Origin of the sequence: Halomonas sp. SCS19 (assembly GCF_040147015.1) — a bacterium.
Lineage (GTDB): Bacteria > Pseudomonadota > Gammaproteobacteria > Pseudomonadales > Halomonadaceae > Halomonas > Halomonas litopenaei.
Genome location: NZ_JAMSHN010000001.1, coordinates 2,009,070 through 2,035,874, shown reverse-complemented (window position 1 = coordinate 2,035,874; position 26,805 = coordinate 2,009,070). Strand labels below are relative to the sequence as shown.

The following is a 26,805-nucleotide window of genomic DNA, read 5'->3' as shown; positions in this document are numbered from 1 at the left end:
GAGATCAGCCTGCTGGTCGTGTCAAAAAAAGAGCACAGAAAAACAGTACACTGCGTATAGGTGAAACTTCTTCAACAGAAATGCGCTAAAGCTGAGCGCTTTTTCACAGTGGTAAAATTAACAACACGATAGCTCGCCGTGGCGCTGGAGAGCGCCCCGGCTCGACGACACATAACCGTCACTTACCCGCATTTTAGCCCTATCTAATCGACAAGATTGACGTTTTCGGCGCTAGAACCCACCTTTCGGATGCCTTATACTTTTGTCGTAAATTTACGATCTCGACACCCGTCGGGATCGTTTTCGTTTTCCAGGAGGCCCGATGGCAATCTCCATCACCCATCTCAGAGCTCGTCATCCTCGCCTGGCGGAGCTCGCCCTGGCCCTCGGTGGCTTTGGCATCGGTACCAGCGAGTTCGTGATCATGGGCTTGATGGAGCGTGTCGCCCAGGACCTGTCGGTCAGCGCCGCCGACGTCGGCTACGCCATCTCCGCCTATGCCCTGGGGGTAGTGGTCGGTGCGCCGCTGATCTCGGCGCTGGCCGCGCGGGTGCCCCGGCGCACCCTGCTGATCTGCCTGATGCTGGTGTTCGCCGTGGGCAACATCGCCAGTGCCCTGGCGACCAGCTTCTGGCCCTTTGTCGGTCTGCGTTTTCTTGCCGGCCTGCCCCACGGCGCCTACTTCGGCGTGGCCGCCCTGGTGGCCGCAGCAGCGGTACCGGTGGAAGAACGCGCCCGAGCCATCAGCCGGGTCATGCTGGGGCTGACCAGCGCCATCGTGATCGGCGCGCCACTGGCCACCTGGGCCGGCCAGTGGTTCGGCTGGCAGTTCGCCTTCTTCGCGGTGGGCGTCGTGGCCTTTGTCACCATGGGCCTGATCAAGCTGTTCGTGCCGCGTCAGCCGCATGACGTCAAGGCCAGCCCCAAGCGCGAACTGACCGCCCTGGTCAAACAGCGGGTGCTCTACACCCTGGGCGTGGCCAGCATCGGCTTTGGCGGCATGTTCTCGGTGTTCAGCTATGTGGTACCGACCCTGCGCGCCCAGGCCGACATGCCCGAGATGGTCGGCCCCTGGGTGCTGGCGATCTTCGGCATCGGCGGCATCATCGGCAATCTGGTGGGCGCCCGGGCAGCGGACAAGAATCTGATGAAGGCGGTGCCGCGCATCCTGCTGTGGTGCCTGGTGGTCCAGGGCGCCTTCTACTTTGCCGCCGACAACCTTTACACCGGCATCCTGTTCGTCGGCCTGGTCGGCACCAGCATGGCGCTGGGTCCGGCGCTGCAGACACGCCTGATGGACGTGGCCGGCGACGCCCAGACCATGGCCGCCTCGATGAATCACGCCGCCTTCAACTGCGCCAATGCGCTGGGCGCCTATCTGGCCGGGGTGACCATCAAGGCCGGTGCGCCCTGGTCCTCCAGTGGCCTGGTCGGCGCCGGGCTCGCCCTTGGCGGCCTGGTGGTCTTCTATATCGGCCTGCGCGCCGAGAAGCGCAGCGACAGGCGCCGCGCCGCGGCCACCGACTGCGCCAGCGAGAGCTGATCGTTCGCCCCGGACTCAGGCGTCGCCTTCGTTGAGCAGAATGCGCAATGTCAGGCGCCGCCTTCGCCAATCGAGAACCGCAATGACAGGCGCCGCGCCGCGTCCCCAGGCTTAGTTACCGCCTTCGGCAAGGAAACGATGCAGGCGCCGCGCCCTTGCCCAGGCGGTCCAGCCGCCCATGGCGACGAACCCCACCAGTCCATGCATTGCGCTGTGACGCCACCAGGGCCTCATGCCACCGACCAGAAGTAGCGCACCACGTGGAAGAAGATCGGTGCCGAGAAGATCACCGAATCCAGACGATCGATAAAGCCGCCATGTCCCTCGATCAGGTGACCCCAGTCCTTAATCCCGCGATCGCGCTTGATCGCCGACATCACCAGCCCCCCGACGAAGCCGAGCAGCGCGATCATCAGCGCCAGCAGCGCCGCCTGGCCCATGGAAAAGGGGGTCATCCAGGCCAATCCGGCCCCGACCAGGGTGGCACTGGCCACCCCGCCGAGGAAGCCTTCCAAGGTCTTGGAGGGCGATAGCCTGGGGGCGATACGCCGGCGTCCGAGCAGCTTGCCCCAGACGTACTGCAGGACATCGCTGAGCTGCACCACCACGATCAGAAAGGCGATCAGCAGCACGTTGCGCCCCTCATAGCCGGGGATGTCCAGGCTCAACAGCGCAGGCACGTGAGAAACGCAGAAGACGCACACCATCAGCGCCCACTGGACCTCGCTGACCCGCTCGAGAAAGCCCTGACTATCCCCTCTCAGGGCCGCCACCACCGGCAACAGCAGGAACGCGTAGACCGGAATGAAGATCGAGTACATGCCGTAGTACTGGTGCCAGATGAACAGGTACTGCACCGGCAGCACCACAAAGAACACCAGCGCCAGGGCCCAGTGATCGGCCCGTCGTGACGGCACCAGGCCGATGAACTCGCGCAACGCGGAAAACGAGGCGAAGGCAAACAGCAGCACCACCCCGGTCCTGCCGCCTAGCAGGGCGATACCCATCAACAGCGTCATGATCCACCAGGAGCGGATGCGCTGGTTGAGGTTTTCGATCACTTCGTTTTCGCCCTCGGGCGAATAGCGGCGGGCCAGTACGAAGCCAACGCTACTGGCCACCAGCAAGATCCCGACGATGGCGGCGAGCAGGGTGCCGAGACCGGCGGGAATCACGATATCAGTCATTCGGCGCCCCCTCCCTGGGGCCAGATGCCTCGGTGGCGGAGCCTGGGGTGCTTTTAGCTGGGGTGGTGGTGTCTGGGGTGCTGGTAGCTGGGGTGGTAGAGCCAGGGGTGGTAGAACCTGGATGAGCGGTGTCGGGTGGCGCGGTGTCGGGAGACACGGGGTCGCTGGGAACGCTGGCCCCGGCCGGCGCCAGCGCCTGCAGCGCTCGCTTCGCCCGGGCGAGAAAATCGGCCTTGTCCTCGCCCTCTATCCGAGCCAGCGGCTCGCCGTAGTTGAGCGTGCATAGCAGCGGCAGCGGTACCACCTCGCCCTTGGGCAGCACCCGATTGAGGTTATCGATCCATACCGGCACCAGTTCTACCTCGGGATAGTCGCAGGCCAGGTGGTAGAGCCCCGGCTTGAACGGCAAAAGGCCCTTGTCATCGGTATTGCGGGTGCCCTCGGGAAACAGAATCAGCGAGTCGCCGCCGTCGAGCGCCTCACGCAGCACTGCCAGGGGGTCAGGTTGGCCGGGCTTGCGCTGGCGGTCGACCAGCACCCCCTTGAAGACGTCGTGGATCAGAAAGCGCCGCAGCCGTGACGCCAGCCAGTAGTCGGCGCCCGCCACGGGGCGGGTGCGCGCCCGCAGGCGCGGCGGCAGGGTGGTCCAGATCAGCACGAAGTCGCCATGACTCGAGTGATTGGCAAAGTACAGCCGCTGACGTGCCACCGGCGCGACCCCCGACCAGATCGGCCTGGGCGCCGTCACCAGCCGTGCCACCAGCCGGATCAGCACCCCCGTCAACGCCGCCCGCCAGGCTGTTCCTTTCATGTCTTATGCTCCCTTGCCCATGCTCGGACGTTGTTCCGCCCCGGCTGAATGACGCTCCCCGGATCCACCGCCGCCATCGGCTTGCCTTTTTCCGATCTCGCCGCCCGTCCAGGCGGTCCCGTTTCCCTCTCCACGGCGCTTTTTCACGGGAGTTCAGGGGGAATTCACGGAGAGTCCAGGGGGAGCGATGGCCCCACCGAGCGACGTCGCGGGTCAGCCTGGGCGGATGCAGGCCCAGGCCCAACTGTGCCATACTTCGCCACCTTGTCGCCCGCGAAGTCGCCCGCGAACGGCGCTCGATCCCCAAGGCCTCCAAGTGAAGACCCCGCCCATGTCCCAAGGTACGCTGTTTATCGTTTCTGCCCCTTCCGGCGCCGGCAAGACCAGCCTGGTGCGTGAATTGATCGAGGGTCTCGACGGCATTCAGGTCTCGGTCTCCCACACTACCCGCCCCATGCGCCCGGGCGAGGTCGACGGCGTGAACTACCACTTCGTCGACATGGCCACCTTCGAGGCGATGATCGAGCAGGGTGACTTCTTCGAGCACGCTCGGGTCTTCGACAACTGCTACGGCACCTCGCGCAGCGCCGTGGAGACACTGCTGGCCGCCGGTCAGGACGTGATTCTGGAGATCGACTGGCAAGGCGCCCGCCAGGTTCGCGAGCAGATGCCAGAGGCTGTCTCGGTGTTCATCCTGCCGCCTTCACGGGAAGAGCTTGAACGCCGCCTGTCGAGCCGCGGCACCGACGACCATCAGGTGGTCAGCGCGCGCATGCGTGAGGCGGTCAGCGAAATGTCCCACTACAGCGAATACGACTTCCTGGTCATCAACGACGACTTCACCACCGCACTGGACGAGCTGCGCGCCCTAGTAGTGAGCCAGCGCCTGGCCACACCGCGCCTTGGACAGCGCCATGCCCCGCTGCTCGAGGCGCTTCTGTCCGACTAGAACACGCTATCAAAGGCAAGTCGCCGAGGAGCGCGGGCAACCCACGCCTCCCACGGCTCGCTTTTCGGCGCTGCAACCAGACCCCGGCGTCTTGTCACAGGCGGCGTGACTCGAGTAATCTAGCCTGTCACTTCGCAGGTGCAACCCCCGGGCGCAATCGTCGACGGGGGCACAGTCCGTCTCGCCGACCGCGAAAGGCCAGCACCTGCCCGACACACCGTCTGTCAGATCAGGAAGGGCCCAATGGCGCGAGTTACTGTCGAAGATTGTCTGGAACACGTCGAGAACCGTTTCAAGCTGGTGATGATTTCCACCCAGCGCTCCCGGCAGCTGGCCCGTGGCTCACGCGACGCGCTGCTTCCCTGGGAAAACGACAAGCCCACGGTCATGGCTCTGCGCGAGATCGCCGAGGGCCTGATCGACCACAGCGTGCTGGACGAGCCGGTCGAGGCGCCCAGCCGCTTCCGTCCCGAGTACCAGGCCTCGCCCTCCGAGGAATGATCGTGCCGAAGGCGGCCGCGGGTCGCCCTTCGGACCTCTCATCACGCAGTCAGGGCACGCCACATGTTCACGATCGACGATCTGTCTGACCGACTCGGAGGCTATCTGCCCGCCGAGGAAATCCAGCAGGTCAGGCGTGCCTTCTATTATGCCGAACAGGCCCACGACGGCCAGCGTCGTCGCTCCGGCGAACCCTATGTGACCCACCCGCTGGCGGTGGCCAACATCCTCGCCAACATGCACATGGACCATCAGAGCCTGATGGCGGCCATGCTGCACGACGTCATCGAGGATACCGGGGTCTCCAAGGATGCCCTCGCCGGGCAGTTCGGCGAAGCCGTGGCCGAACTGGTCGACGGCGTCTCGAAGCTCACCCAGATCACCTTCGAGGACAAGGCCGTCGCCCAGGCGGAAAACTTCCAGAAGATGGTCATGGCGATGTCCCGGGATATCCGGGTAATCATCGTCAAGCTGGCCGACCGGCTGCACAACATGCGTACCCTGGGCGCGCTGCGCCCGGACAAGAAGCGCCGCATCGCTCGGGAGACGCTCGAGATCTATGCCCGGGTGGCCAGCCGCCTCGGCATCAATACCATCAGGGTCGAGCTGGAGGACCTGTCGTTCCAGGCCATCCACCCGATGCGCGCCGAACGCATCAAGCGCGCCGTGGCCAGCGCCAGAGGCAACCGTCGCTCGGCCATCCGTCAGGTGCAGAATGCGCTGCAGACCCGGCTCGACGAGCACGAGCTCAAGGGCACGGTGATCGGGCGCCAGAAGCACCTGCTGTCGATCTATCGCAAGATGCGCGACCAGCGTAAGTCCTTCGCCGAAATCATGGACGTGTTCGGCTTTCGCATCATCGCCGACGACGTCGACAGCTGCTATCGCATCCTCGGCATGGTGCACAATCTCTACAAGCCAGTCCCGGGGCGCTTCAAGGACTACATCGCCATCCCCAAGGCCAACGGCTACCAGAGCCTGCATACCACCCTGTTCGGCAACAGCGGCATGCCCATCGAGGTCCAGATCCGTACCCGGGAAATGGAGGCGATGGCCAACAACGGTATCGCCGCCCACTGGCTGTACAAGGCCGGGCAGACTTCCCACCCGATCGCCGAAGGCAGCCGTGCCAGGGCCCGGGAATGGGTCAAGGGGCTGCTCGAGATGCAGCGCCATGCCGGCGATTCGCTGGAGTTCATCGAACACGTCAAGAACGACCTGTTCCCCGATGATATCTACGTGTTCACGCCGAAAGGCGACATCATGGAGCTGCCGCAGGGCGCCACCGTGATCGACTTCGCCTACGCCGTGCACACCGAGATCGGCAACACCTGCATCGCCTGTCGCATCGACCGCCATCTGGCCCCGCTGTCATCGCGCCTGGAGAGCGGCCAGACGCTGGAGATCATCACCTCTCCGGGCGGCAAGCCGAACCTCGCCTGGCTCAATTTCGTCGTTACCGCCAAGGCGCGTTCGGCCATCCGCCATGCGCTCAAGCATCAGCAGCATACCGAAGCGGTACAGCTGGGACGCCGCCTGCTGACCAAGGCGCTGGGCGAGTTTGGCGTGCATCTGGAGGACGTCGGCGAAGACGTCATGGCACGACTGCTCAAGGAGATGGAGCTGCAGAGCGAATCCGCCCTGCTCGAAGCCATTGGCCTTGGCAATCGCATGACCCAGGTGATCGCCCGTCGCCTGGTGGAACTGCACCGTGGCGAGCGAATTTCCCATAGCGAGGCCGCCGAGGACAGCTCCAGGGTCACCATCAGCGGCGTCGAAGGCATGGTGATCAAGTTTGCCCGCTGCTGCCACCCGCTGCCGGGAGACCCGATCATCGGCCATCTGTCGGTGGGCAAGGGCATCGTGGTACACCGCTCCGAGTGCCGCAACCTGCAGGAATTGAAGAGCGACCCGGAGAAGCTGCTGACGCTCAACTGGTCGGACACCATCGACGAGGACTTCCCCGTGGCGCTTCGCCTCGAGGTCGAAAGTCGCCGCGGCCTGGTGGCCGAGCTGGCCGGCCTGATCACCGACGCCGACGCCAATATCGAGCGCATCGGCATCGAGGAGCGTGACGCCCGCCTCTCGATCGTCAATCTGACACTTTCTGTGCGTAATCGGACCCATCTGGCACGCATCATCAAACGACTGCGTAACCTTTCGCATATCGGCAAGATCTCTCGACTTGGCAATTGAGCCCCGACGCCAGGGCCGTCATCCCGATGACGGCCCTGGTGGTGGTGTTGCTATTTGCCGCTGACACGACATCAGGAGTCAACAATGAGCAACAAGGCTGTCATCAACACCGACCAGGCGCCCGCCGCCATCGGCCCCTACGCCCAGGCCATCAAGGCCGGCAACACCGTCTACATGTCTGGCCAGATTCCGCTGGACCCGGCCACCATGGAGCTGGTTTCCGACGACTTCGAGGCCCAGGCGCGCCAGGTCTTCACCAACCTCAAGGCGGTGTGTGAAGAGGCCGCAGGCTCGCTGCAGGACATCGTCAAGCTCAACCTCTACCTGGTCGACCTGGACAACTTCGCCACCGTCAACAAGGTGATGGAAGAGGTCTTCACCAAGCCGTACCCGGCGCGTGCCGCGGTCGGCGTCAAGGCCCTGCCCAAGGGCGCCCAGTTCGAAGCCGAGGCGGTGATGGTCATCGGCGACTGATGGACGGAGCCTGAGGTCAGGGTCCGAGGCGTCTGGATTTCCGGCCTCGCTCCCTGCCTGGGCAACCCGGGGATGCGACTGTTTCTTGCGCTCACGCCGCCGACTGCGCTGCGCCAACGTCTCGGCGGGCTGGCCGACCGGCTGCACGCCGAACTGGGCGGGCGCCGCATCCCCGACGACAACCTTCATCTGACGCTGGCCTTCCTCGGTGAGCAGAGCGACACCACCGCCTTGAAGCTGCGTCGCTGGGTCCAGCGCTACCCCTGTGCGCCCGGTCGGCTGACCCTCGACCACGTAGGCTACTTCCACCGGCCCGGCATCGTCTGGATCGGTCCTTCCTCTCCCCCCGATTCCCTTCTCAAGCTGCAGAGCGACCTGTCGCGACAGCTCACCCGATGGGGCCTGCCCCACCAACCGCAGCAATTTCGTCCCCATGTATCGTTACTGCGTAGTGCGATGACTCAATCAGCACAACCTTTATCAGAAGATTGTTTCTGCTGGCCTTATACTTCAATTCAACTAATACAGTCATCAATTAGTCATGAAGGCAGCCGATATACCACGCTCGCAACCAGTCGATAACTCGGCATAGGTAGCTCTGCCATCTGACCGATAGTGGCACCCTTGAGCGTAGGCTCCGGCCAGGCACAGGAACACCACCTTTCGTACACCCGGAGGGTCTGCCTGTTGACCGATCTACCTGGGGTTGGTCCATCGACAAGAGCTTTTCCGCTGTGCAGAAACCTCACGGCTATGCAGAAGAATGTGACCTGAATCACGAACGATGGTGGGACCCGGGACTAGCGTATTACAGCACAGCAACGTCAACGATATCCGGGCAAGACGCGACAGTGGCACGAGTGCGAATGCCGGTGTCGAAAGCCATTTGCAAAAGACAATAACGAACAGCGCTCGGGCCAGCCGGATCCACGACCCGAGGACACAACAAGGATAGGGGAATCGCCATGACTACCTCACTCGCCCGCCCGCTGGCCTGCTGCCTGCTCATGGGACTCGCCTCTACCGCCACGGCAGGCCCCACCCTCGGCCTCGGCTCCACCAGCGAGGGCACCGGGGCACTGGATCTGGGCTATGACTGGACCTTCGACCTGAGTCGCTACCACCCCTCACTGGACCTGCGCCTGGGCACCGGGGTGATCCTGTTCGAAGGCGACGACCGTAGCGCCAACCAGGCCTTCTACCTGCGTCCTGCGCTGCGCTACAGCTGGGACCACGTCTTCGTGGAAGGCGGCATCGGTGCCTCGGCCTTTATCGATACCCATATCGAGGACCGTGATCTGGGGAGCTCCTTCCAGTTCGAGGATCGTCTCGCCCTGGGTCTACGGATGGGCCCCTACGGCGATCTGTCGATCAGTGCCACCCACTACTCCAACGCCAGTATCAAGGAGCCCAACGATGGCTTCGAGCTGTATGCGCTCAACTGGCGCCTTGCCTACTGAAGCCTTGCGGGATGTGACCGACAAGGGTCAGACCCTGGCGATGCATTCGGCGCACTCGAGACACCAAAGCGAATACGCTTTTATCGGACAAGACGTGCGCTGCACTATCTTGTCATGCCATTTTTAGCGGTGACTCCCCGTTCGTCTTGCACAAGACGGGGCAAGCGATCGCCCCCGCGTTGCCACTACCGCAAAAACAGTCCGCAAGAAAAAGTCTGCAAGAAAAGCCCGCAAGAAAAAGTCGATAAGAAAAAGCCCGCAACCTCGTTGCGGGCTTTTTCTGCTATCTGGCCGGCAGTTTTCCGTTGCCGGCCTTGCGCTGTCGGACCTTGCGCTGTCGGTCCTTTTGAAACCCTCGTCGATCCGGTGCTCGACGCCGGCCTTACTCCACCACGCCGGCCTTGAGAAAACCGCCTTCCTTCAGCACCTGGGTATAGCCGTCACGGAAGGTCGGGTAACGGAAGCGATACCCGCTGTCGATCAACAAGCTGGAGTCGCAGCGCTTGCTGGCCCTGCGACGCAGCGGTGACTGAATGGTTTCGGTACATTCCACCTTGAGCTGTTTCGCCAGCCAGGTCATTACCTCGTTGAGCGGGGCCGGCTCGGTGTCACTGGCCAGGTACAGGGGCTCGAGGGTGGCTCCCTCCAGCGCCTTGCCGATCAGATGGGCCAGCACCCCGGCGCAGTCATCGCGGTGGATGCGGTTGGAGTACATTGTCGGCGACGCCGGCGCGATGCGGCCCTCGCCCACCTGGCGGATCAGGCGATCACGCCCAGGGCCGTAAATGCCGGAGAAACGCACCACGCTGCCGGGCAGATCATGTTCGATCAACGCCTGCTCGGCCTCTCGCATCAGCACACCGGAGAAACCGGTGGGTTCAGCCGGGCTGGTCTCGTCCACCACCTCGCCGTCGCGCTGGGCGTAGACGCTGGTGGAGGACACGAAGAACACGTGGCGAGGCGCCTTGTCACGGATGGCCATGGTCGCCAGTACCGCCTTAAGGCCCTCGGGGTAGGCGGCGCGATAGGCTTCCTCCTCGAAGCGGTCGGCGCTGACCACGTAGACCAGGATGTCGGCATCGGGCAGTTCAGCCAGCGTCTCGGGGTCGGCAAGATCGACCTTGACGCCTTCGATGCCCGAATCCGCCAGACGTTCGGGCCGGCGACGCGCGCCGATCACCCGGTGTCCACTGGCGAGCAGCTCGCGTCCCAGCGTTATGCCAATGTCGCCACAACCAACAATCAGTGTCGTTGTCTTCACCTTTACCGCGTCCCCCTGATATAAAATCCCTATGAGGCTCCGGCCCGGAGACCCGCGCGTCCAGCGTCTGGCGCCTCGATCAATACCCCGGATAGAGGATGCCGATCGGCACCATCATGACTCTAACAGAACTCCGCTATATCGTAACCTTGGCTCAGGAGCGCCACTTTGGCCGCGCCGCCGAGCGCTGTTTCGTCTCCCAGCCGACCCTCTCGGTGGCGGTGAAGAAGCTGGAAGAGGAGCTGGAGGTTGCCCTGTTCGAGCGCTCCAAGTCCACGGTACAGGTCACACCCCTCGGCGAAAAGATCGTCGAACAGGCCCAGCGCGTACTGGAGCAAAGCAGCGCCATCAAGGAACTGGCCACCGCCGGCCGGGACCAGTTGGCAAGCCCCTTGCGTATCGGTGCGATCTATACCATCGGGCCCTATCTGTTCCCGCACCTGATCCCGGAGCTGACCCGCGGCGCGCCCCAGATGCCGCTGTACATCGAGGAAGGCTTTACCGGCGGGCTGCGCCGCAAGCTCAGAAATGGCGAGCTCGACGCCATCATCGTGGCGCTGCCGTTCACCGAGACCGACGTCGTCACCAAGCCGCTCTACAAGGAAGACTTCGAGGTGCTGCTGCCGGCGGAGCATCCCTGGGCCGAGCGCGAGACCATCGCCAAGGAAGACCTCCTCGATGAACGCCTGCTGTTGCTGGGCGAAGGCCACTGCTTCCGCGACCAGATCCTCGAGGCCTGCCCGGCGATCAGCCACAAGCTCAACAGCCCCAACAATACCCTCACCGCCGAAGGCGGATCGCTCGAGACCATCCGCCATATGGTGGCCTCGGGACTCGGCATCACGGTGCTGCCACGCTCGGCCATCGGCACCAGCCACTACGAGAGCGGCATGCTGATCAGCCGCCCCTTCACGGATCCCCCCGGACGTACCGTGGCGATCGCCTGGCGCGCCAGCTTTCCCCGGCCCAAGGCCATCGATGCGGTGACCGAAGCCATCGCGCGCTGCCGCGCCGCCGAATCGGAGACTCCGTGAGCGGGCTGGCGGACCCGGTCACGACGCTCAAGGGGGTCGGCGAGGCGCTGGCCCTGAAGCTGGCCCGGCTCAAGGTGGAGCGAATCGAGGACCTGCTGTTTCACCTGCCGTTGCGCTACCAGGACCGCACCCGGATCACCCCCATCGCCACCCTGCGGGGGGGACACGAGGCGGTGGTCGAGGGCGAGGTATCCGCCGCCGACGTGGTCCGCGGTCGCCGCCGCAGCCTGCTGGTACGACTGCGTGACGGCAGCGGCATCCTCAGCCTGCGCTTCTTCCACTTCTCGCCGGCGCAGCAGCAGCAGTTTCGCCCCGGCGTGCGGGTACGCGCCTTTGGCGAGGCCCGCGCCGGCGCGACCGGTCTGGAGATCTACCACCCGGAATATCGTCTGATCGGTGGCAGTGAACCGCCGGTGGAAGACCACCTGACACCGATCTACCCCACCACCGAGGGGCTTGCCCAGGCACGTCTGCGGGCGCTGATCGACCAGGCCATGACGCTGCTCGAAGAGACCCCCGAGGCGCTGCCGGACTACCTGCCGGAAAACCTGCGTCAGCGCTTCGGCCTGGCCTCGCTGCACGATAGCCTCGCCACCCTGCACCATCCGCCCCCCGACAGCGACGTCGAGGCGCTAAGCGACGGGCATCACCCGGCCACCCGGCGATTGGCCATGGAAGAGCTGCTGGCCCACCAGTTGAGCCTGCGCGAGGTGCGCCTGCGCATTCAGTCGGACGGCGCGCCGGAGCTGCCCAGCGGTCGCAGCCTGAAGACTCGCTTTCTGGCCCAGCTGCCGTTTTCGTTGACCGGCGCCCAGCGTCGCGTGCTCGACGAGATCGGAGCCGACCTGGCCAGGCCCGCGCCAATGCTGCGTCTGGTCCAGGGCGACGTCGGTTCGGGCAAGACCGTGGTGGCGGCGATGGCGGCACTGACGGCCATTGCCGGCGGCTGCCAGGCCGCCATCATGGCCCCCACCGAACTGCTGGCCGAGCAGCACTACCGCGCCTTCCGCGACTGGTTTGCGCCGCTGGACATCGACGTGGCCTGGCTGTCGGGCAAGCTCAAGGGCAAGGCGCGCCTGGACACCAAGGCCGCCATCGCCGACGGTCGAGCGCGCATGATCGTCGGCACCCACGCCATCTTCCAGGATGATGTGGTGTTTTCTCGTCTGGGCCTGGCGATCATCGACGAACAGCACCGATTTGGCGTGCATCAGCGTCTGGCGCTACGCGAGAAGGGCGAACAGGGCGGGCTAACGCCCCACCAGCTGGTGATGACCGCCACCCCGATTCCTCGCACCCTGGCGATGAGCGCCTACGCCGACCTGGACGTCTCGGTGATCGATGAGCTGCCGCCCGGGCGTACCCCGGTGACCACCGCTGTGGTGCCGGACGAACGCCGGCCCGAGGTGATTCAGCGCATCCGCTCGGCCTGCGACGAGGGCCGCCAGGCCTACTGGGTCTGCACCCTGATCGAGGAGTCCGAGGCGATGACCTGCCAGGCCGCCGAGGTGACCCACGAGGAGCTGACCGAGGCTCTGCCGGGCCTGGCCGTCGGCCTGGTCCACGGGCGCATGAAGGCGGCCGAGAAGGCCGAGACGATGGCCGCCTTCAAGAGCGGCGAGCTGGACCTGCTGGTTGCCACTACGGTCATCGAGGTCGGTGTCGACGTGCCCAACGCCAGCCTGATGATCATCGAGAACCCCGAACGTCTGGGGCTATCGCAGCTGCATCAGCTGCGTGGCCGGGTGGGGCGCGGCAGTACCGAGAGCTACTGCGTGCTGCTCTACCATCCGCCGCTGTCGGAGTCCTCCAAACAGCGCCTGTCGGTCATGCGCGAGACCACCGACGGCTTCCGCATCGCCGAGCGGGACCTCGAGATTCGTGGCCCCGGAGAGGTGCTGGGCACCCGCCAGACGGGGCTGGCCCAGATGAAGATCGCCGACCTGGAGCGCGATGCCGACCTGTTGCCGCGCATCACTCCACTGGCCGATGCCCTGCTCGAGCAGGCAGCAGAGGCCAGCAGGCCACTGATCAGGCGCTGGCTGGGCGAGGAAGCCGGCCGCTATGGCCAGGTGTGAACCGGGTGTGGGCCAGGCGTGGGCCGGGTATGAATCAGGTATGCCTCACAGGTGCTTGAGCAGGCGCTGCAGCCGATCAAGATCCTGGGCGTCGCCCACCAGTCGCAGCTGGCCGGCCATCATGGCATCGAGGAAGGTGCGCTGGGAGGGGCGCCGGAGTACCTTGATCGCGGTCTGACTGTCCTGGAAGCGTAGTTCCAGATCGAGATCCACCGGCAGTCCGCGCTGACTCTCGATCCCCGTGGGACGCATGCGATAGTGGCGCGCGATGGACAGATCTTCGGTGGCGATGCCCCAATCGAGCCCACCCCGGTCTTGCAGACGTTCGCGGAATCGCGCCTTGCGCTTGAAGGCCCGCTTGAGCATGACGCCCAGCAGCCACAGCATCAGTCTCAGGGTCATGTTGCCTCACCGGTCGACGGGTAGGCGCGGCCCGCTACCGGGCCGCGATATCGATCCACCGCCTGGAGGACAGGCGGTGGTAGTCGTCACCTCAGCGGGCGACTGCGTCCTTGAGCCCCTTGCCGGGCTTGAAGGCGACTGTCTTGCTGGCGGGAATCTTCAGCGGCTGGCCCGTCTGAGGGTTCTTGCCGGTGCGGGCGGCACGCTCGCGCACGGTGAAGGTGCCGAAGCCGATCAACGACACGTCCTGGCCGGAAGACACGCTACCGGTGATTTCGTCGAGGATGACGTTCAACACCTGGCTGGCCTTGTCCTTGGATAGATCGGCACGCTCGGCAATCGCCGCGGCGAGTTCTGGCTTGCGCATACAGCCCTCCTGGTTTGGCTTGATACTCCGGTGCCGTGACACCGGCATCATTGTTATGGAAACACTGTCCGAGTGTCCACACGGGCAGTCCCCGGCCCTGCGCCGTGACAACAGGATCGTTGACCACGACGATGAACATCACGGTGCGCTCAGCGCTTCCTGACTGTCTTTCGACTAGCGAGAGCCACCGCCGACGGGACCTTGCCTCTTCCATCGGTACGAAACCGGCGATACGGCACCGGCCAGCCACACGTCGTGGCGGTCGTCCCCGATAGAATTGCCCTGCCTCGGTGGCACCTTCAACGACGGCTGTATCGCGTACAACCCGCGCCGTTGACGAACCTAGCCTAGCAACGGCGGTGCCGCCCGCGCCAGTTCGACTTTCCGACGAACGCATTTTCCCGTCAACGCAAAGCCCTGCAGACGCCCTTCGTCATCCTCGGCCAGGGCGCTGATATCCTCGCCGTCGGCCTCGATTCGCCAATGCACCTTGTCGGTCATCGGCGGCAGCGCCACCACCGGCAGCAGCGGCGTCTTGACCAGCACCGGCCAGGGCCCGTAACGCACCTGGGTGGGACGACCGCACAGGGTCGCAGCCAGCGCCTTGGCCGAAGCCTGCAGCGGCTGCACGTACATGGCATTGACACCGTCCACCGAGGCCACATCACCCAGCGCATGAACACGAGGATCGGAGCTTTTAAGGTAGCGATCGACGGCGATGGCATCATTATCTGTCGCGATACCGGCCTCTCGCGCCAGCCGAGAGCGCGGCTTCAGACCGGTGGCCACCAGCACCATATCCGCCTCCAGCTCATGGCCGTCGTCGAGGTGCACACCGATGTCACCACCGGCACCTTCGAGCCTGCTCACCAGACGGCCATGGATGACGTCGATGCCGGCCTCGATGAAGGCCTGGCTCAGGGTCTGACCCAGCCGCCGTGGCAGCAACCTGGGCAGCAACGAGGGTTCAGGGCCGACCAGGCAGACGCGATGACCACCGGCGTGCAGATCGTTGGCAAATTCACAGCCGACCAGTCCGAGGCCGACGATGGCCACCCGAGCCGGGCGCCCCAGCGCCTCGAGGCCTGCCGAAAAACGCCGATAGTCGTCGAGATCATTGATCGAGAACACCCGTCCGGCCAGGGCATCGGGAATCTCGAAGGGCGCCACGGGGCTGGCACCGGTGGCAATCACCAGATCCGACCAGGGCAGGCGTTCCTGGCCCAGGCTCAGGGTGCGCGACGCCAGATCGATGGCATCGACCCTGGTGTGGGGACGTACCACCGCGCCCAGTTGATCGGCCAGTTCCAGCGCCGAGCGCGCGGCCAGCCGATCCGCCGCCAGGCCCTTGGCGAAGCCGGTGGACAGCAGCGGTTTGGAATAGTCATCGCCTGAGTCGGCGCTGATCAGGGTGATCGGTCGGTGGGCGTCCAGCGCCCGCACCTGGCGTGCCAGGCCTATGCCCGCCATGCCGGTACCGATGATGGTCAAGGGTCCTTGCATCGCTTCCTTCGACTCTGCCGACGACCGCCGGGCGGTCGCTGTTGAAGCTGGGCCGGCCCGCACGGGGCCACACCAGCGGGTGAGTGCTGGGCCACATGGTACACTATGCGCCGACCGACCGGAGCACCGCCCTCCGGTGACGACAGCCCTGCCGAGGCCGCATGACACAGCTTCCTTCCACATTCCGCTCCCTGGGGGAGCGCTCGGGGTCCGAACCGGGTAATCCCGCGCCAGCCACAGCCGCTTCGCCGAATGCCGACGCGGCCGATATCGTCGACCCCGGCTGGGTGTCGCTGGCCTCCGGTGGCATCGCGGTGCCCGCTGACTGGCACGCCTGGCTGGCCTCGCGGGACTCCCTGACAGAACGCCTGATCGAGGCGGCAGGCGCCGGGCACTTTCGCGTACGCCTGCTGGCGGAGGCCAAGGGCCTGCCGTGGCCTGACGAGGCCCACGTGCTGGGCCTGGCCAGCGACGAGCAGGCCTGGCTGCGCGAGGTCGCCCTGTGCGTGGACGAGGAGCCCTGGGTGGTGGCGCGCAGCGTGGCACCGATCGTCGAGCGTCACGACGCTCCCTTCGAAGGCCTCGGCGAGACCTCTCTCGGCAGCTGGCTGTTTCGCCAGCCCGATCTCGAGCGCAGCGCCATTCAGATCGGCCGTAACACCAGGCCGATCCACGGCTATACCGGACTGTGGCAACGCCGCTCGGTATTTCGTCACAGCGGCTGGGTGCTGCTGGTGCAGGAGAGCTTTATGCCGACCATGGGCCGAGCGTTGTCGCTGTCGGCCTCTGCCACCGGCTGACTAGCTGTCGCTCACCGGCTGTCACCCCGCCATCGCCCTTCCGTCGCCACCTTCGGAGCGAGCCGCCTGGCTGGTCATGGCCGTCGGCTCGCGCTAGGCTGCGCCAAGGCTTCTCGGCGATGTTTCTCCGAGGAGCGACTGTTGCCCGGCTTACGCCTCATTTTCGCCTGACCTGCGCCAGAGCATGAGAGAGACCGATGGATCGTTCGCTGCTGCGTCCCCCTGGATACCTGAACCGAATTCCCGACTTTCTGGCGCTGATGCGTCTGGACCGCCCCATCGGTACCTGGCTGTTGATGTGGCCGACCCTGTGGGCGCTTTGGGTGGCCTCCGAGGGCATTCCGGCCCGTGACACCCTGCTGATCTTCGTCGCCGGCGTCTACCTGATGCGGGCGGCGGGCTGCGTGGTCAACGACTACGCCGATCGCCACTTCGATGGCCACGTCAAACGCACCAAGAACCGACCGCTGGCCACCGGCCGCATCAGTGAGCGGGAGGCCAAGGTGCTGTTCGTGTGCCTGCTGGGATCGGCCTTCGCGCTGGTCTGGCTGACCAACGGCTTTACCGTGTGGCTGTCGTTGATCGGAGCGGTGCTGGCCGCCAGCTATCCCTTCATGAAACGCTACACCCACTTCCCCCAGGTGGTGCTGGGCGCAGCCTTCTCCTGGGCCATTCCGATGGCCTTCGGCGCGGTGCTCGGCGAAGTCCCGATGGTCGCCTGGCTGCTGTTTACCGCCAACGTGCTGTGGACCGTGGCCTACGACACCGAATACGCCATGGTCGACCGCGACGACGACCTCAAGATCGGCATCAAGTCCACCGCGGTACTGTTCGGCCGCTGGGACACCCGTATCATTGCGCTGTTGCAGCTGGCTACCCTGGGGCTGCTGGCCTGGGCCGGCAGCCTGCTGGCGCTGGGCGGCTTCTTCTGGCTCGGCTGGCTGGCCATGGGCGCGACCTTTGTCCACCAGCAGCGGCTGATCAAGAGCCGTGACCGCGACCGTTGCTTCCAGGCCTTTCTCAACAACCACTGGTCGGGCCTATTGCTGTTCGCCGGACTCGGACTGAGCCTCTACCCCTCCCTCGGGTGAGGGAAATGCCCGTCTCGGTCGCTCGACAATGGATACAATGTCATCTAATTGTCACATTGACGTGGTGTCATTTGTCACCGTCGAGTGTAAGACCCTGACCAAGAGGCTCCCGGGATGACCGCCAAGACCGTACTGATCGTCGATGACGAAGCCCCGATCCGCGAAATGATCGCGGTGGCGCTGGAAATGGCCGACTACCGGGTGCTCGAGGCGGACAATGCTCAGGCCGCCCACGCCATCATCGTCGATGACCAGCCAGACCTGCTGCTGCTGGACTGGATGATGCCGGGCACCAGCGGCATCGAACTGGCCCGCCGGCTCAAGCGCGAGGAAACCACCGCAGAGCTGCCGATCATCCTGCTCACCGCCAAGGGTGAGGAGGACAACAAGATCCAGGGTCTCGAAGCCGGCGCCGACGACTACATCACCAAGCCATTCTCGCCGCGAGAACTGGTGGCCCGACTCAAGGCAGTGCTGCGACGCGCCACTCCGCGGGGCGTCGAGGACCCGGTGGAGGTAGAAGGCCTCAAGCTCGACCCGGTCAGCCATCGCGTCAGCGTCGACGGCAAGTCACTGGACATGGGCCCCACCGAATATCGCCTGCTGCAGTTCTTCATGACCCACCAGGAGCGCGCCTACACCCGTGGCCAGTTGCTCGATCAGGTCTGGGGTGGCAACGTCTACGTGGAAGAACGTACCGTCGACGTGCATATCCGCCGCCTGCGCAAGGCCCTGGGGGAACCCCATCAGCAACTGATCCAGACCGTACGCGGTACCGGTTATCGCTTTTCGGCCAAGGTCTGAGCGAGCCATCGACGCAACGCAGCACCAGGAGGGATGAGGTGAACGGAGCCGAGAACTGACGTGGGTCGTCTGTGGAGACGAGAAGTCTGGCGCCTGGCCGTGCTGGTGGGTCTCGGCGCCTTGCTGGGCTGGCCCTTCTCGCTGTCCAGCGTAGGCATCGGCCTGGGCCTGGCGCTTGGGCTCAGCTATCACCTGCGCAACCTGCACGCGATGCACGACTGGCTGACCCACCGCCCCCAGCAGGAACCTCCCACCGCCAGTGGCCTGTGGGGCGAGCTGTTCGATCGCCTCTATCGCTATCAAAAGGGCCAGCGGATCACCCAGCGCCGCCTGCGCTCGACCCTCCAGCGTATCCAGGAGTCATCCGAGGCAATGCGCGACAGCGTGGTGATGCTCGATCGCCACGGCGACCTGGAGTGGTGGAACAGCTCCGCCGAGCGCATGCTCGGCCTGAAGCCGGCGCTGGACCGCGGCCAGCACATCACCAACCTGCTGCGCGACCCGCGCTTCGTCGGCTACTTCAATGCCCGTGACTACCGCGAACCGCTGAGCCTGCCCTCCCCCATCGACGAGAACATGATCCTGCAGTTCCAGATCACCCTGTACGGTGACGATGAACGCCTGGTCATGGCCCGCGATATCACCCGTCTGCATCGCCTGGAACAGATGCGCCGCGACTTCGTCGCCAACGTCTCCCACGAGCTGCGCACGCCGTTGACCGTGCTCACCGGCTACCTGGAGACCTACAGCGACATGGCCGGCATGCTGCCGGAGCGCCTGGGCAAGGGGGTCGCCCAGATGCAGAGCCAGACGCGCCGCATGCAGAATCTGGTCAACGACCTGCTGCTGCTGTCACGACTCGAGAACGACCAGGGCGGCAGCGACCACGTTCGCCTCGACCCCACCACCCTGCTGCAGGCGGTCAAGCGCGACGCCGAGGCATTGTCAGGCGGGCGCCAGCAGATCGAGGTCGTCGTCGAAGAATCGCGCAGTCTCACCGGCAGCGAGAAGGAGATGCACAGCGCGGTCTCCAACCTGGCCTTCAATGCGGTGCGCTACGCCGGTGACGGCGCCCATATCACGCTACGCTGGCGTGCCTACGGCGAAGGCGCCTGCCTCGAGGTGGAAGACGACGGCGAAGGCATCGATCCGAGGCACCTGCCACGCCTTACCGAACGCTTCTACCGGGTCGACAAGGGCCGCAGCACCGCCACCGGTGGTACCGGCCTGGGGCTTGCCATCGTCAAGCACGTGCTGCTGCGCCACGAGGCACGCCTGGATATCGACTCCCGACTCGGCGAGGGCGCAACCTTCCGCTGCATCTTTCCCTCGAGCCGGCTGGCAGCGGCCGACCCGGTGGCGCTCGGCCGCGCAGGCGCTGTGCACTAGGCCCCGCCAGAACGAACAGAGCGTGCTCCCATCAGCTCCTGGGCCCCAGCAGGATGACCGCGGCACCCACCAGACACAGCACTCCCCCGATCAGGTCCCAGCGATCCGGCAGGCGCTGCTCGACCCACCACAGCCAGCCCAGCGACGCCACGATGTAGATGCCCCCGTAAGCGGCAAAGGCACGCCCGGCGTAGTCGGCATCGATCTGACTGAGCAGCCAGGCGAAGGCCACCAGACTCGCCACCGCGGGCAGCAGCCACCAGGCCGAGGCGTCATCTCGCCACCAGCGCCACACCGCAAAGCAACCGGCGATCTCGGCCAGCGCCGCCGCGATATAGAGCAAAAGACTAGGCAACAGCGCCGTCATGGTGCCTCCCTGCTTTCCCCTTTTGATGCCGCACGTCCATCGACAGCGCTACTCAACGCCGTACGGCCATCGACAACGCCGATAGCGGTGCTCAAACTGCTGCTCAACGCCTTACCACCGGCAACTGCCGATAGTGCTGATCCCACATCAGCACCGCGCCGGCCACGGCCCCGGGGATCAGAAACAGGTTGGCCAGCGGGATCCAGGTGATCAAGGTCACCAGGCCACCGAAGCTGAGACTCGGCCACCAGCGCGCCGACAGGCGCTTGCGCATGTCGGCGAAGCTGACCTTGTTGTTATCCATCGGGTAGTCGAGGTAGGTGATCGCCATGACCCAGGCGCTGAAGGCCGCCCACAACAGCGGCGCGATCAGGTTGACCACCGGAATCCAGCTCAGGATAAACAGCCCGATCATGCGCGGCAGGATATAGGCCAGCTTCAACAGCTCCCTGCCCAGGGCGTCGAGACCGGTCTTGAGCCAGCCACGATCATCGATGGGCTCGCGGCCGGTCAGCTCGACCTCGGCCCGGGCTGCCAGGAAGCCGTAGAAGGGGGCGGCGATCAGGTGGGTAACCAGGGTAAAGCTGAAGAACACGATCAGCACGAGGCTGACCACAAACAACGGCCAGATCAGCCAGTCGAGCCATTCCAGCCAGCTCGGCACCATGGCCATCCAGCTATCGAGCCAGCCACCGAACTCACCGAGCACGTAGCTGAGCATGCCGGCGTAGACCAGCAGGTTGACCAGAATGGGAAGAAACACATAACGACGCAGGCCCTGGCTATAGACCAGGCGGGTTCCGCGGCGGACCGCCTCGAGGGCATTCAGCATGACATCGATCCTTGGCAGTGGCTGAAGATGACAGTGCCCCAACGACATCGGGCCATCGTCTCGACGATGGCCCGATGCTCAGAGTGCAGGCAACGACCCTGACGGGGCCGGCCTATTGACGCCGCTCAGGGCGTCGAGGTCAAGACGTGCTGCTGTCGTCGAGCAGTTCCTGGTTGAGGTCGTCAGGGTCGATGTGACGGATATCCAGGCCCTTGACCAGATAGATGACGTACTCGGCCAGGTTGTTGGCGTGATCGCCGACACGCTCCAGCGCGCGCAGGATCCACATGATGCCCAGTACCGGAGAGATCGAACGCGCATCCTCCATCATGAAGGTCATCAGCGAGCGCATGGCGCTCTGATACTCGCTGTCGACCCGCTCGTCTTCCTGCACCACCTGCATCGCCAGTTCGGTGTCGAAACGCGCGAAGGAGGTCAGGGCGTCACGCATCATGTGACGCACGTGCTCGCTGATATTGCGCACCTCGACGAAGCCGCGGGTGCCGTTGTTGCCGTCGACCAGTTCGATGGCGTTGCGCGCGATCTTGCTGGCCTCATCACCGATACGCTCGAGATCCGACGCCGCACGAATCACCGCCAGTACCAGTCGCAGGTCCGAGGCCGCCGGCTGACGGCGTGCCAGCACGCGGGTACACTCGTCGTCGATCTTGACCTGCATGTCATTGACCGCACGGTCGTTGTCGACCACACGAGAGGCCAGTGCAGAGTCGGCGTCGAGCAACGAACTGACGGCATCCTGCACCTGCTTTTCCACCAGGCCACCCATGGCCATCAGGTGGGTCTTGAGTTCCTCGAGCTCATGATTGAACTGCCTCGAGATGTGCTGGCTGTGGGTATCGCTGGTGATATCCATGAAGGTCTCCTGAAGAAGCATGGGACGGGACGCTAGCCCACCATGCGTCCAGTGATGTAGTTTTCGGTGCGCCTCAGGCGCGGATGCGTGAACAGGGTGTCGGTCGGGCCGTACTCCACCAGCTCACCGTTGTGCAAAAACGCCGTATAGTCCGACACCCGCGCCGCCTGCTGCATGTTGTGGGTCACCAGCACCAGGGTCAGATGCGGCTTGAGTGTGCGAATCAGCTCCTCGATCTTCAGCGTCGAGATCGGATCCAGGGCCGAGGCCGGCTCGTCGAGCAACAGCACCTCGGGTTCCACCGCCAGGGTCCGGGCGATGACCAGACGCTGCTGCTGGCCTCCCGAGAGCGACCAGGCCGACGCCCGTAGACGCCCCTTGACCTCGTCCCACAGCGCCGCCGACTTCAGTGCCCATTCGACCACATCGTCGATGCGGCGCTTGCTCAAGCCTCCCTGCAGACGCAGGCCAAAGGCGACGTTGTCGTAGATCGACATGGGGAAGGGGTTCGGTGCCTGAAACACCATGCCCACCCGACGCCTGAGCTCGGCCACCGCCACCCTGGGGTCATGGATATCGTGGCCGTCCAGATGAATCTGGCCGTGACGACTGACGTCCTCATTGAGGTCGTGCAGACGATTCAAGGCGCGCAACAGCGTCGACTTGCCGCAGCCCGACGGCCCGATAAAGGCCGTGACCCGATGGCGTGGAATGCGCAGGGTCAGATCCTTGAGCGCCGTCTTGCCGCCATAGGCCAGGGTCAAACCCTGGATATCCAGGCAGGTATCGGCCGCGGAAAACTCCATGACCGCCCCGCGTCGATTTCCCAGTCTTGCCTGGGCCAGCTGACGCTTGGGCAGCTCGCCATCGATGGACATTGCCTCTCCCTGCATCATCGGCGCACCGGGGCACCATGACGCTTACGCAAATAGTGACGCATGAATATTGCAGTCAGGTTAAGCACCAGAATCACCGTGACCAGCAGTAGCGCTGTGGCATACACCAGCGGCATCGCCGCCTGGACATCGCTGGAGTGAAAGGCCGCGTCATAGATGTGATACCCCAGGTGCATGAACTTCCTTTCAAGGTGGAGGAAGGGAAACTCCCCGTCCAGCGGCACCTGCGGCGCCAGCTTGGCGACCCCGACCAGCATCAGCGGCGCCACCTCGCCGGCGGCCCGGGCCACCGCCAGGATCAGGCCGGTCAGCATCGCCGGCGTGGCCATCGGCAGCACCACCCGCGTCAGGGTCTCGAAGCGCGTGGCCCCAAGCGCCAGGGCGCCTTCACGCTGGTGCAGCGGGATCCGCGAAAGACCTTCTTCGGTGGCCACGATCACCACCGGCAAGGTCAACAGCGCCAGGGTCAGCGAGGCCCACAGCAGCCCGCCGGTGCCGAAGGTCGGCGAGGGCAGCGTCGATTCGAAGAACCAGCGATCGATGCTGCCGCCGATGCCATAGACGAAGACCCCCAGGCCGAACACGCCGTAGACGATGGACGGCACCCCGGCCAGATTGCGCACGCCGATCCGGACCAGTCGGGTCAATCGACCCTGGTGGGCGACCTCATTGAGATAGACCGCCGCCAACACCCCAAAGGGCGTGACCAGAATCGACATCAACAGCACCATCAGGATGGTGCCGAAGATCGCCGGCCAGACGCCACCAGCGGTATTGGCGTCGCGTGGCCCCTGGGACAGAAACTGCCACAGCTCCCGCACCCAGTGGCCGAGTTTTTCATGCCAGGCCATGGCGTTGGGGCGCCAGGCCTCGAGTATCTCGGCAAGGGCTTGTTCCTGACGGCGCCCTTGACCATTCTCGAGCACCACCAGGTCACCCTGCATGCGCTGCTGAAGCTCACTGGCCCGGCGCTGCAGGTCGGCCAGACGCCGATCCTCCGAGCGGTGGCCATCCTGGTCTTCCATGCTGCGGATCAGCGGTAATATCTCGTCGTGGGTCAGACGCCGACGTTCGTCGCGCAGGGCATTGATCTCCTTCAGCCGGGACTCGAGCACCGTCCAGGCATCCGGACCGGTCAAGCGCTGATCACCCGACTGCAAGGCCACCAGACGCCCCAGGAAGGTGCCCCAGTGGCGCCGCTCCAGCACCACCAGATCCTCCGGCGTGGTGTCTTCGGTGATCTGGTCATTGGCGAGCCACCGCCAGATGCCACCGCCGTCATCACGATTGGCGGTCAGATAGCGCCGCTCCAGCCCCTGCCCGGAGGGTAGTTCGCGGGTCTCCAGGGGAACCCCTATCACCATCTCACCGCTCTTCAGGGTCAACTGGTGGACCGTCGCTGGCCAGAAATTGGCCAGGCCCTTGACGCTCAACAGCACCAGCAAGGCCCCCAGCATGATCAGCGACAGCGCCACCGAGGCCGCTGCCAACCAGGCCCAGGGGCCCTCTCGAGTGCGCCGCTTGCCGGGCATGCCCACCGCGGTGTGGCCGGGAATCTTCATGCGTCCCCCTTACGCCGGGTAAAACGACGCTTCAGGCGGGCGCGCACCACCTCGGCCAGGGTGTTGACCAGAAAGGTGAAGGCAAACAGGGCCAGCGCCGCCAGCAGCAACAGCCGATAGTGGCTGCCCCCGGGTGCGGCTTCCGGCAGTTCGATGGCGATGCTCGAGGCCAGCGACCTCAAGCCATCCAGCGGGCTCGCCGTCATCAGCGCGCTGTTGCCGCTGGCCATCAGCACGATCATGGTCTCGCCCACGGCGCGCCCGGCGCCGATCATGATCGCCGAAAAGACACCTGGCAGCGCCACCGGCAGCATCACCCGGGTGAGCGTCTGCCAGCGGGTCGCGCCCATGGCCTGGGCGCCTTCGGCCAACTCCCGAGGCACATCGCTCAGCGCATCCTCGGCAAGCGCGTAGATGCCGGGAATCACGGCAAAACCCATGGCCAGCCCGACGATCAAGGCGTTGCGTGCCTGCACGTCGAGCCCCCAGGACTCCTCGACCCACAGGCGCAGGTCGCCATCGAACCACCATCCTTCCCACATCGGCGCCACACTCATCGCCAGCCACACCAGCAGCAACAGACAGGGTATCAACCACAGGGCCGCCCAGCGTAACGTCAGGGCAGCCTTCAGCCGATCGGGCAACCACCGGTAGCCCAACGCCAGCAGCACCACCGCCGCGGGCAGCACCACCACAATCGACAGCGACTGCGCCAGGTGACGTTCGACCCAGGGCCCCAGCGCCAGACCCGCGATAAACCCCAGCACCACGCTGGGCATCGCCTCCATCAGCTCCAGCGTCGGCTTGAGCCGTGCGCGCAGGCCGGGAGACATGTACAGGCTGGAGTGCGCCGCAGCACCCAGGGCCAAGGGAATCGCCACCACCAACGCCCAGGCGGCCGCTTCCAGGGTGCCCCACAACAGCGGGGCCAGGCTCGCCTGGGGCACCGCGGCGTCATCCAGCCGATGGGGCAGCCAGCGATACTCGGGCTCGCCGCTCACGTCTGGCGATGACCACAGCGCCTCCAGCGGAAAGCTAGCGCCATCCGGCCAGAACAGCGGCAGCACCTCGACCAGCAGAAATACCGCAATGGCGACCACCGCCAACAGCACGCCAACCCCTCCGGCCGTGATCAGCATGGTCGCCAGGCGGTCACGTCGCTGTCTCGTCTGGTGCAGTGAGGTTATCGGAGAAGGGTCAGACATTGATCTTGGGCCATCGGTGTATAGCGAAAGATTACGACAACTTCATGACACCCAGATGACAACCCGGCCGGGGCCTGGCATCTCTCAAGGCCCGTCCCGTGGCAGTTCAGCCAGCCCCAGGGCATGTCGCTGAGCGGCCAGCACAGACGGCGGCAGCGCCACGAAACCCAGCTCCTTGACCACCCGTTGGCCCGAGGGTGACAGCACCATGTCGAGAAAGGCCCGTTCGACGTCGGGAAGCTCGCCCTCGGGTGGGCGATTGACGTAGATCAACAGGTCCCGTGACAACGGATAGCCGCCGCTTCGCAGCGATTGTCGGCGCGGAAGAATCCCGCCTTCGGCGTTGCCGATCGCTACCGCCTTGACGTCCGCATTCAAGTGATTCAGGCCGGCGTAACCGATGCCTGCGGGATCGTCACCCACGGCGGCCACCACGGCGGCAGAGCCCGCCGACACCATGACCGATACCTTGAATTCGCCGTCACACAGGGCGCGGCGACGAAACAATCCATGGGTGCCGGAGACCGCGTTGCGGCCATACAGGTGGATGGTGCCCCCCGGGCGCTCGAGCCCCAGCTGCTGCCAGCGCTCGATGCTCTCGCTGGCACCGCACGCGAGGGTGTCGGAAAAGATCGCATCGAGCTCTGCTCGAGACAGTCGAGACAAGGGGTTGTGGCGATTGACCACCACCACCAGGGCATCCTTGCCGACCACCACCGGCGTCGGCGCGTAGCCATGGCGCTCGAGAAAGGCCGCGGACTCGTCCTCCTGCATGGGTCTGGACATGGGGCCCAGCAGGGTGGTGCCGGCGATCAGGGCAGGCGGTGCACTGGCCGAACCGGCCACCTGAAGCTGCAGCCTGACCCCCGGTCGCTGTTCTTCGAACTGCTCGCCCCAACGTAGCATCAACTCCGCCATGGTATCCGAGCCTACCGCATCGAGAGAGCCGGCCACGTCATGGGCGGCAACCTTCGCCGACACCAGCATGGCGGAAAGCACCAGGCCCGAGACCAGCCTCGACGCCACTCTTGGCGCCACTCCCGGCGCCACTCTCGACACCGCTGCCGGCGCTTCGCTCGACACCGCTATCGACAGCGTTCTCGGCCCCCGGCTGGGAGCCAACAGCGTGCGCTTGAGCGCACCTATGCAACGCGACAACCTAGACATGCGCTCCCCTGGGCGTTTCATGACACCAACGGTAGAGAAAGACTGACCCGGG

The 26,805-nt window shown here is 65.0% G+C and carries 26 protein-coding genes; 13 read left to right on the top strand and 13 right to left on the bottom strand.

Annotation, left to right across the window (positions count from 1 at the left end; translation table 11 throughout):
* Positions 1 to 322: 322 nt before the first annotated feature.
* Positions 323 to 1,543 carry an MFS transporter gene (locus tag NFH97_RS08815; RefSeq protein ID WP_045991661.1) on the top strand — a complete coding sequence of 407 codons (1,221 nt, stop codon included), beginning with the start codon at positions 323 to 325 and terminating at the stop codon, positions 1,541 to 1,543.
* A 230-nt stretch (positions 1,544 to 1,773) separates the two neighbouring features.
* Here NFH97_RS08815 and NFH97_RS08810 read toward each other — a convergent pair whose 3' ends face one another.
* Positions 1,774 to 2,730, bottom strand: a complete 957-nt coding sequence (locus NFH97_RS08810) for a phosphatidate cytidylyltransferase (protein WP_108131982.1) — start codon at positions 2,728 to 2,730, stop codon at positions 1,774 to 1,776.
* Positions 2,723 to 3,541: a lysophospholipid acyltransferase family protein gene (locus NFH97_RS08805; protein WP_222516278.1), complete on the bottom strand. Its 819-nt coding sequence runs from the start codon at positions 3,539 to 3,541 to the stop codon at positions 2,723 to 2,725. Before NFH97_RS08805 ends, NFH97_RS08810 begins: the two co-directional genes overlap by 8 nt.
* Before the next feature lie 331 nt (positions 3,542 to 3,872).
* Here NFH97_RS08805 and gmk point away from each other — a divergent pair, with 331 nt between their 5' ends.
* The 6 genes from gmk (at position 3,873) to NFH97_RS08775 (ending at position 9,121) form a co-directional block, all read left to right on the top strand.
* A complete protein-coding gene (gene gmk / locus NFH97_RS08800; RefSeq protein WP_045991659.1) occupies positions 3,873 to 4,490 on the top strand; it encodes a guanylate kinase in 618 nt (205 codons plus the stop codon).
* 243 nt (positions 4,491 to 4,733) lie between these two features.
* The gene (gene rpoZ / locus NFH97_RS08795; RefSeq protein WP_045991658.1) at positions 4,734 to 4,991 is read left to right on the top strand and encodes a DNA-directed RNA polymerase subunit omega; all 258 of its coding nucleotides are present in this window, start codon (positions 4,734 to 4,736) and stop codon (positions 4,989 to 4,991) included.
* Between the two features lie 63 nt (positions 4,992 to 5,054).
* Positions 5,055 to 7,187: a RelA/SpoT family protein gene (locus NFH97_RS08790; protein WP_045991657.1), complete on the top strand. Its 2,133-nt coding sequence runs from the start codon at positions 5,055 to 5,057 to the stop codon at positions 7,185 to 7,187.
* A gap of 84 nt (positions 7,188 to 7,271) precedes the next feature.
* The gene (gene ridA, locus NFH97_RS08785) at positions 7,272 to 7,661 is read left to right on the top strand and encodes a deaminase RidA (RefSeq protein ID WP_108131980.1); all 390 of its coding nucleotides are present in this window, start codon (positions 7,272 to 7,274) and stop codon (positions 7,659 to 7,661) included.
* Between the two features lie 72 nt (positions 7,662 to 7,733).
* Positions 7,734 to 8,243 carry an RNA 2',3'-cyclic phosphodiesterase gene (thpR, locus tag NFH97_RS08780; RefSeq protein WP_349624696.1) on the top strand — a complete coding sequence of 170 codons (510 nt, stop codon included), beginning with the start codon at positions 7,734 to 7,736 and terminating at the stop codon, positions 8,241 to 8,243.
* Between the two features lie 383 nt (positions 8,244 to 8,626).
* Complete coding sequence (locus tag NFH97_RS08775; RefSeq protein ID WP_052704262.1) at positions 8,627 to 9,121, top strand: acyloxyacyl hydrolase; 495 nt, start codon at positions 8,627 to 8,629, stop codon at positions 9,119 to 9,121.
* Between the two features lie 382 nt (positions 9,122 to 9,503).
* On the opposite strand, the gene NFH97_RS08770 is transcribed toward NFH97_RS08775, so the two are convergent.
* Entirely contained in the window at positions 9,504 to 10,382 is an 879-nt protein-coding gene (locus NFH97_RS08770; protein ID WP_124804545.1) for an SDR family oxidoreductase, read from the bottom strand.
* Between the two features lie 116 nt (positions 10,383 to 10,498).
* On the opposite strand from NFH97_RS08770, the gene NFH97_RS08765 reads away from it, so the two are divergent.
* Both NFH97_RS08765 and recG read left to right on the top strand, forming a co-directional pair.
* On the top strand, positions 10,499 to 11,416 hold the full coding sequence (locus NFH97_RS08765) for a hydrogen peroxide-inducible genes activator (RefSeq protein WP_108132191.1): 918 nt from the start codon (positions 10,499 to 10,501) through the stop codon (positions 11,414 to 11,416).
* Positions 11,413 to 13,494: an ATP-dependent DNA helicase RecG gene (gene recG / locus NFH97_RS08760; protein WP_045991654.1), complete on the top strand. Its 2,082-nt coding sequence runs from the start codon at positions 11,413 to 11,415 to the stop codon at positions 13,492 to 13,494. The genes NFH97_RS08765 and recG overlap by 4 nt, the downstream gene beginning before the upstream one ends.
* A 45-nt stretch (positions 13,495 to 13,539) precedes the next feature.
* On the opposite strand, the gene NFH97_RS08755 is transcribed toward recG, so the two are convergent.
* The 3 genes from NFH97_RS08755 to NFH97_RS08745 form a co-directional block, all read right to left on the bottom strand.
* Entirely contained in the window at positions 13,540 to 13,896 is a 357-nt protein-coding gene (locus tag NFH97_RS08755; protein ID WP_045991653.1) for a hypothetical protein, read from the bottom strand.
* A gap of 91 nt (positions 13,897 to 13,987) precedes the next feature.
* Positions 13,988 to 14,263, bottom strand: a complete 276-nt coding sequence (locus NFH97_RS08750; RefSeq protein ID WP_045991652.1) for an HU family DNA-binding protein — start codon at positions 14,261 to 14,263, stop codon at positions 13,988 to 13,990.
* Between the two features lie 342 nt (positions 14,264 to 14,605).
* Positions 14,606 to 15,766 (bottom strand): FAD-dependent oxidoreductase, encoded by a 1,161-nt coding sequence (locus tag NFH97_RS08745; RefSeq protein WP_045991651.1) that lies wholly within the window; start codon positions 15,764 to 15,766, stop codon positions 14,606 to 14,608.
* Positions 15,767 to 15,927: 161 nt separating this feature from the next.
* Here NFH97_RS08745 and NFH97_RS08740 point away from each other — a divergent pair, with 161 nt between their 5' ends.
* The 4 genes from NFH97_RS08740 (at position 15,928) to phoR (ending at position 19,850) form a co-directional block, all read left to right on the top strand.
* Complete coding sequence (locus NFH97_RS08740; protein WP_348827323.1) at positions 15,928 to 16,566, top strand: chorismate--pyruvate lyase family protein; 639 nt, start codon at positions 15,928 to 15,930, stop codon at positions 16,564 to 16,566.
* A gap of 197 nt (positions 16,567 to 16,763) precedes the next feature.
* On the top strand, positions 16,764 to 17,657 hold the full coding sequence (ubiA, locus tag NFH97_RS08735) for a 4-hydroxybenzoate octaprenyltransferase (protein WP_045991650.1): 894 nt from the start codon (positions 16,764 to 16,766) through the stop codon (positions 17,655 to 17,657).
* Between the two features lie 114 nt (positions 17,658 to 17,771).
* On the top strand, positions 17,772 to 18,461 hold the full coding sequence (phoB, locus tag NFH97_RS08730; RefSeq protein ID WP_045991649.1) for a phosphate regulon transcriptional regulator PhoB: 690 nt from the start codon (positions 17,772 to 17,774) through the stop codon (positions 18,459 to 18,461).
* 60 nt (positions 18,462 to 18,521) lie between these two features.
* Positions 18,522 to 19,850 (top strand): phosphate regulon sensor histidine kinase PhoR, encoded by a 1,329-nt coding sequence (gene phoR, locus NFH97_RS08725; RefSeq protein ID WP_045991648.1) that lies wholly within the window; start codon positions 18,522 to 18,524, stop codon positions 19,848 to 19,850.
* A gap of 31 nt (positions 19,851 to 19,881) precedes the next feature.
* Here the strand turns inward: phoR and NFH97_RS08720 are convergent, their stop codons facing one another.
* From NFH97_RS08720 to NFH97_RS08690, 7 genes are all read right to left on the bottom strand, one after another.
* Entirely contained in the window at positions 19,882 to 20,217 is a 336-nt protein-coding gene (locus tag NFH97_RS08720; RefSeq protein ID WP_349624695.1) for a YnfA family protein, read from the bottom strand.
* Positions 20,218 to 20,320: 103 nt separating this feature from the next.
* A complete protein-coding gene (gene cysZ / locus NFH97_RS08715) occupies positions 20,321 to 21,049 on the bottom strand; it encodes a sulfate transporter CysZ (protein WP_108449564.1) in 729 nt (242 codons plus the stop codon).
* 139 nt (positions 21,050 to 21,188) lie between these two features.
* The gene (gene phoU, locus NFH97_RS08710; RefSeq protein ID WP_045994487.1) at positions 21,189 to 21,923 is read right to left on the bottom strand and encodes a phosphate signaling complex protein PhoU; all 735 of its coding nucleotides are present in this window, start codon (positions 21,921 to 21,923) and stop codon (positions 21,189 to 21,191) included.
* 32 nt (positions 21,924 to 21,955) lie between these two features.
* On the bottom strand, positions 21,956 to 22,729 hold the full coding sequence (pstB, locus tag NFH97_RS08705; RefSeq protein WP_045994491.1) for a phosphate ABC transporter ATP-binding protein PstB: 774 nt from the start codon (positions 22,727 to 22,729) through the stop codon (positions 21,956 to 21,958).
* 86 nt (positions 22,730 to 22,815) lie between these two features.
* Positions 22,816 to 24,381, bottom strand: coding sequence for a phosphate ABC transporter permease PstA (pstA, locus tag NFH97_RS08700; protein WP_348827326.1), 1,566 nt, complete (start codon positions 24,379 to 24,381; stop codon positions 22,816 to 22,818).
* The gene (locus NFH97_RS08695; RefSeq protein ID WP_045994486.1) at positions 24,378 to 25,586 is read right to left on the bottom strand and encodes an ABC transporter permease subunit; all 1,209 of its coding nucleotides are present in this window, start codon (positions 25,584 to 25,586) and stop codon (positions 24,378 to 24,380) included. Before NFH97_RS08695 ends, pstA begins: the two co-directional genes overlap by 4 nt.
* 84 nt (positions 25,587 to 25,670) lie before the next feature.
* Positions 25,671 to 26,753, bottom strand: coding sequence for a PstS family phosphate ABC transporter substrate-binding protein (locus tag NFH97_RS08690; protein ID WP_349624694.1), 1,083 nt, complete (start codon positions 26,751 to 26,753; stop codon positions 25,671 to 25,673).
* Between the last annotated feature and the right edge of the window lie 52 nt (positions 26,754 to 26,805).

Bases quoted from the DNA above. Each gene is read 5' to 3' on its own strand.
- NFH97_RS08815 (WP_045991661.1), top strand. From the start codon at position 323: ATGGCAATCTCCATCACCCATCTCAGAGCTCGTCATCCTCGCCTGGCG.
- NFH97_RS08810 (WP_108131982.1), bottom strand. From the start codon at position 2,730: ATGACTGATATCGTGATTCCCGCCGGTCTCGGCACCCTGCTCGCCGCC.
- NFH97_RS08805 (WP_222516278.1), bottom strand. From the start codon at position 3,541: ATGAAAGGAACAGCCTGGCGGGCGGCGTTGACGGGGGTGCTGATCCGG.
- gmk (WP_045991659.1), top strand. From the start codon at position 3,873: ATGTCCCAAGGTACGCTGTTTATCGTTTCTGCCCCTTCCGGCGCCGGC.
- rpoZ (WP_045991658.1), top strand. From the start codon at position 4,734: ATGGCGCGAGTTACTGTCGAAGATTGTCTGGAACACGTCGAGAACCGT.
- NFH97_RS08790 (WP_045991657.1), top strand. From the start codon at position 5,055: ATGTTCACGATCGACGATCTGTCTGACCGACTCGGAGGCTATCTGCCC.
- ridA (WP_108131980.1), top strand. From the start codon at position 7,272: ATGAGCAACAAGGCTGTCATCAACACCGACCAGGCGCCCGCCGCCATC.
- thpR (WP_349624696.1), top strand. From the start codon at position 7,734: ATGCGACTGTTTCTTGCGCTCACGCCGCCGACTGCGCTGCGCCAACGT.
- NFH97_RS08775 (WP_052704262.1), top strand. From the start codon at position 8,627: ATGACTACCTCACTCGCCCGCCCGCTGGCCTGCTGCCTGCTCATGGGA.
- NFH97_RS08765 (WP_108132191.1), top strand. From the start codon at position 10,499: ATGACTCTAACAGAACTCCGCTATATCGTAACCTTGGCTCAGGAGCGC.
- NFH97_RS08755 (WP_045991653.1), bottom strand. From the start codon at position 13,896: ATGACCCTGAGACTGATGCTGTGGCTGCTGGGCGTCATGCTCAAGCGG.
- NFH97_RS08750 (WP_045991652.1), bottom strand. From the start codon at position 14,263: ATGCGCAAGCCAGAACTCGCCGCGGCGATTGCCGAGCGTGCCGATCTA.
- NFH97_RS08745 (WP_045991651.1), bottom strand. From the start codon at position 15,766: ATGCAAGGACCCTTGACCATCATCGGTACCGGCATGGCGGGCATAGGC.
- NFH97_RS08740 (WP_348827323.1), top strand. From the start codon at position 15,928: ATGACACAGCTTCCTTCCACATTCCGCTCCCTGGGGGAGCGCTCGGGG.
- ubiA (WP_045991650.1), top strand. From the start codon at position 16,764: ATGGATCGTTCGCTGCTGCGTCCCCCTGGATACCTGAACCGAATTCCC.
- phoB (WP_045991649.1), top strand. From the start codon at position 17,772: ATGACCGCCAAGACCGTACTGATCGTCGATGACGAAGCCCCGATCCGC.
- NFH97_RS08720 (WP_349624695.1), bottom strand. From the start codon at position 20,217: ATGACGGCGCTGTTGCCTAGTCTTTTGCTCTATATCGCGGCGGCGCTG.
- cysZ (WP_108449564.1), bottom strand. From the start codon at position 21,049: ATGCTGAATGCCCTCGAGGCGGTCCGCCGCGGAACCCGCCTGGTCTAT.
- phoU (WP_045994487.1), bottom strand. From the start codon at position 21,923: ATGGATATCACCAGCGATACCCACAGCCAGCACATCTCGAGGCAGTTC.
- pstB (WP_045994491.1), bottom strand. From the start codon at position 22,729: ATGGAGTTTTCCGCGGCCGATACCTGCCTGGATATCCAGGGTTTGACC.
- pstA (WP_348827326.1), bottom strand. From the start codon at position 24,381: ATGAAGATTCCCGGCCACACCGCGGTGGGCATGCCCGGCAAGCGGCGC.
- NFH97_RS08695 (WP_045994486.1), bottom strand. From the start codon at position 25,586: ATGTCTGACCCTTCTCCGATAACCTCACTGCACCAGACGAGACAGCGA.
- NFH97_RS08690 (WP_349624694.1), bottom strand. From the start codon at position 26,753: ATGTCTAGGTTGTCGCGTTGCATAGGTGCGCTCAAGCGCACGCTGTTG.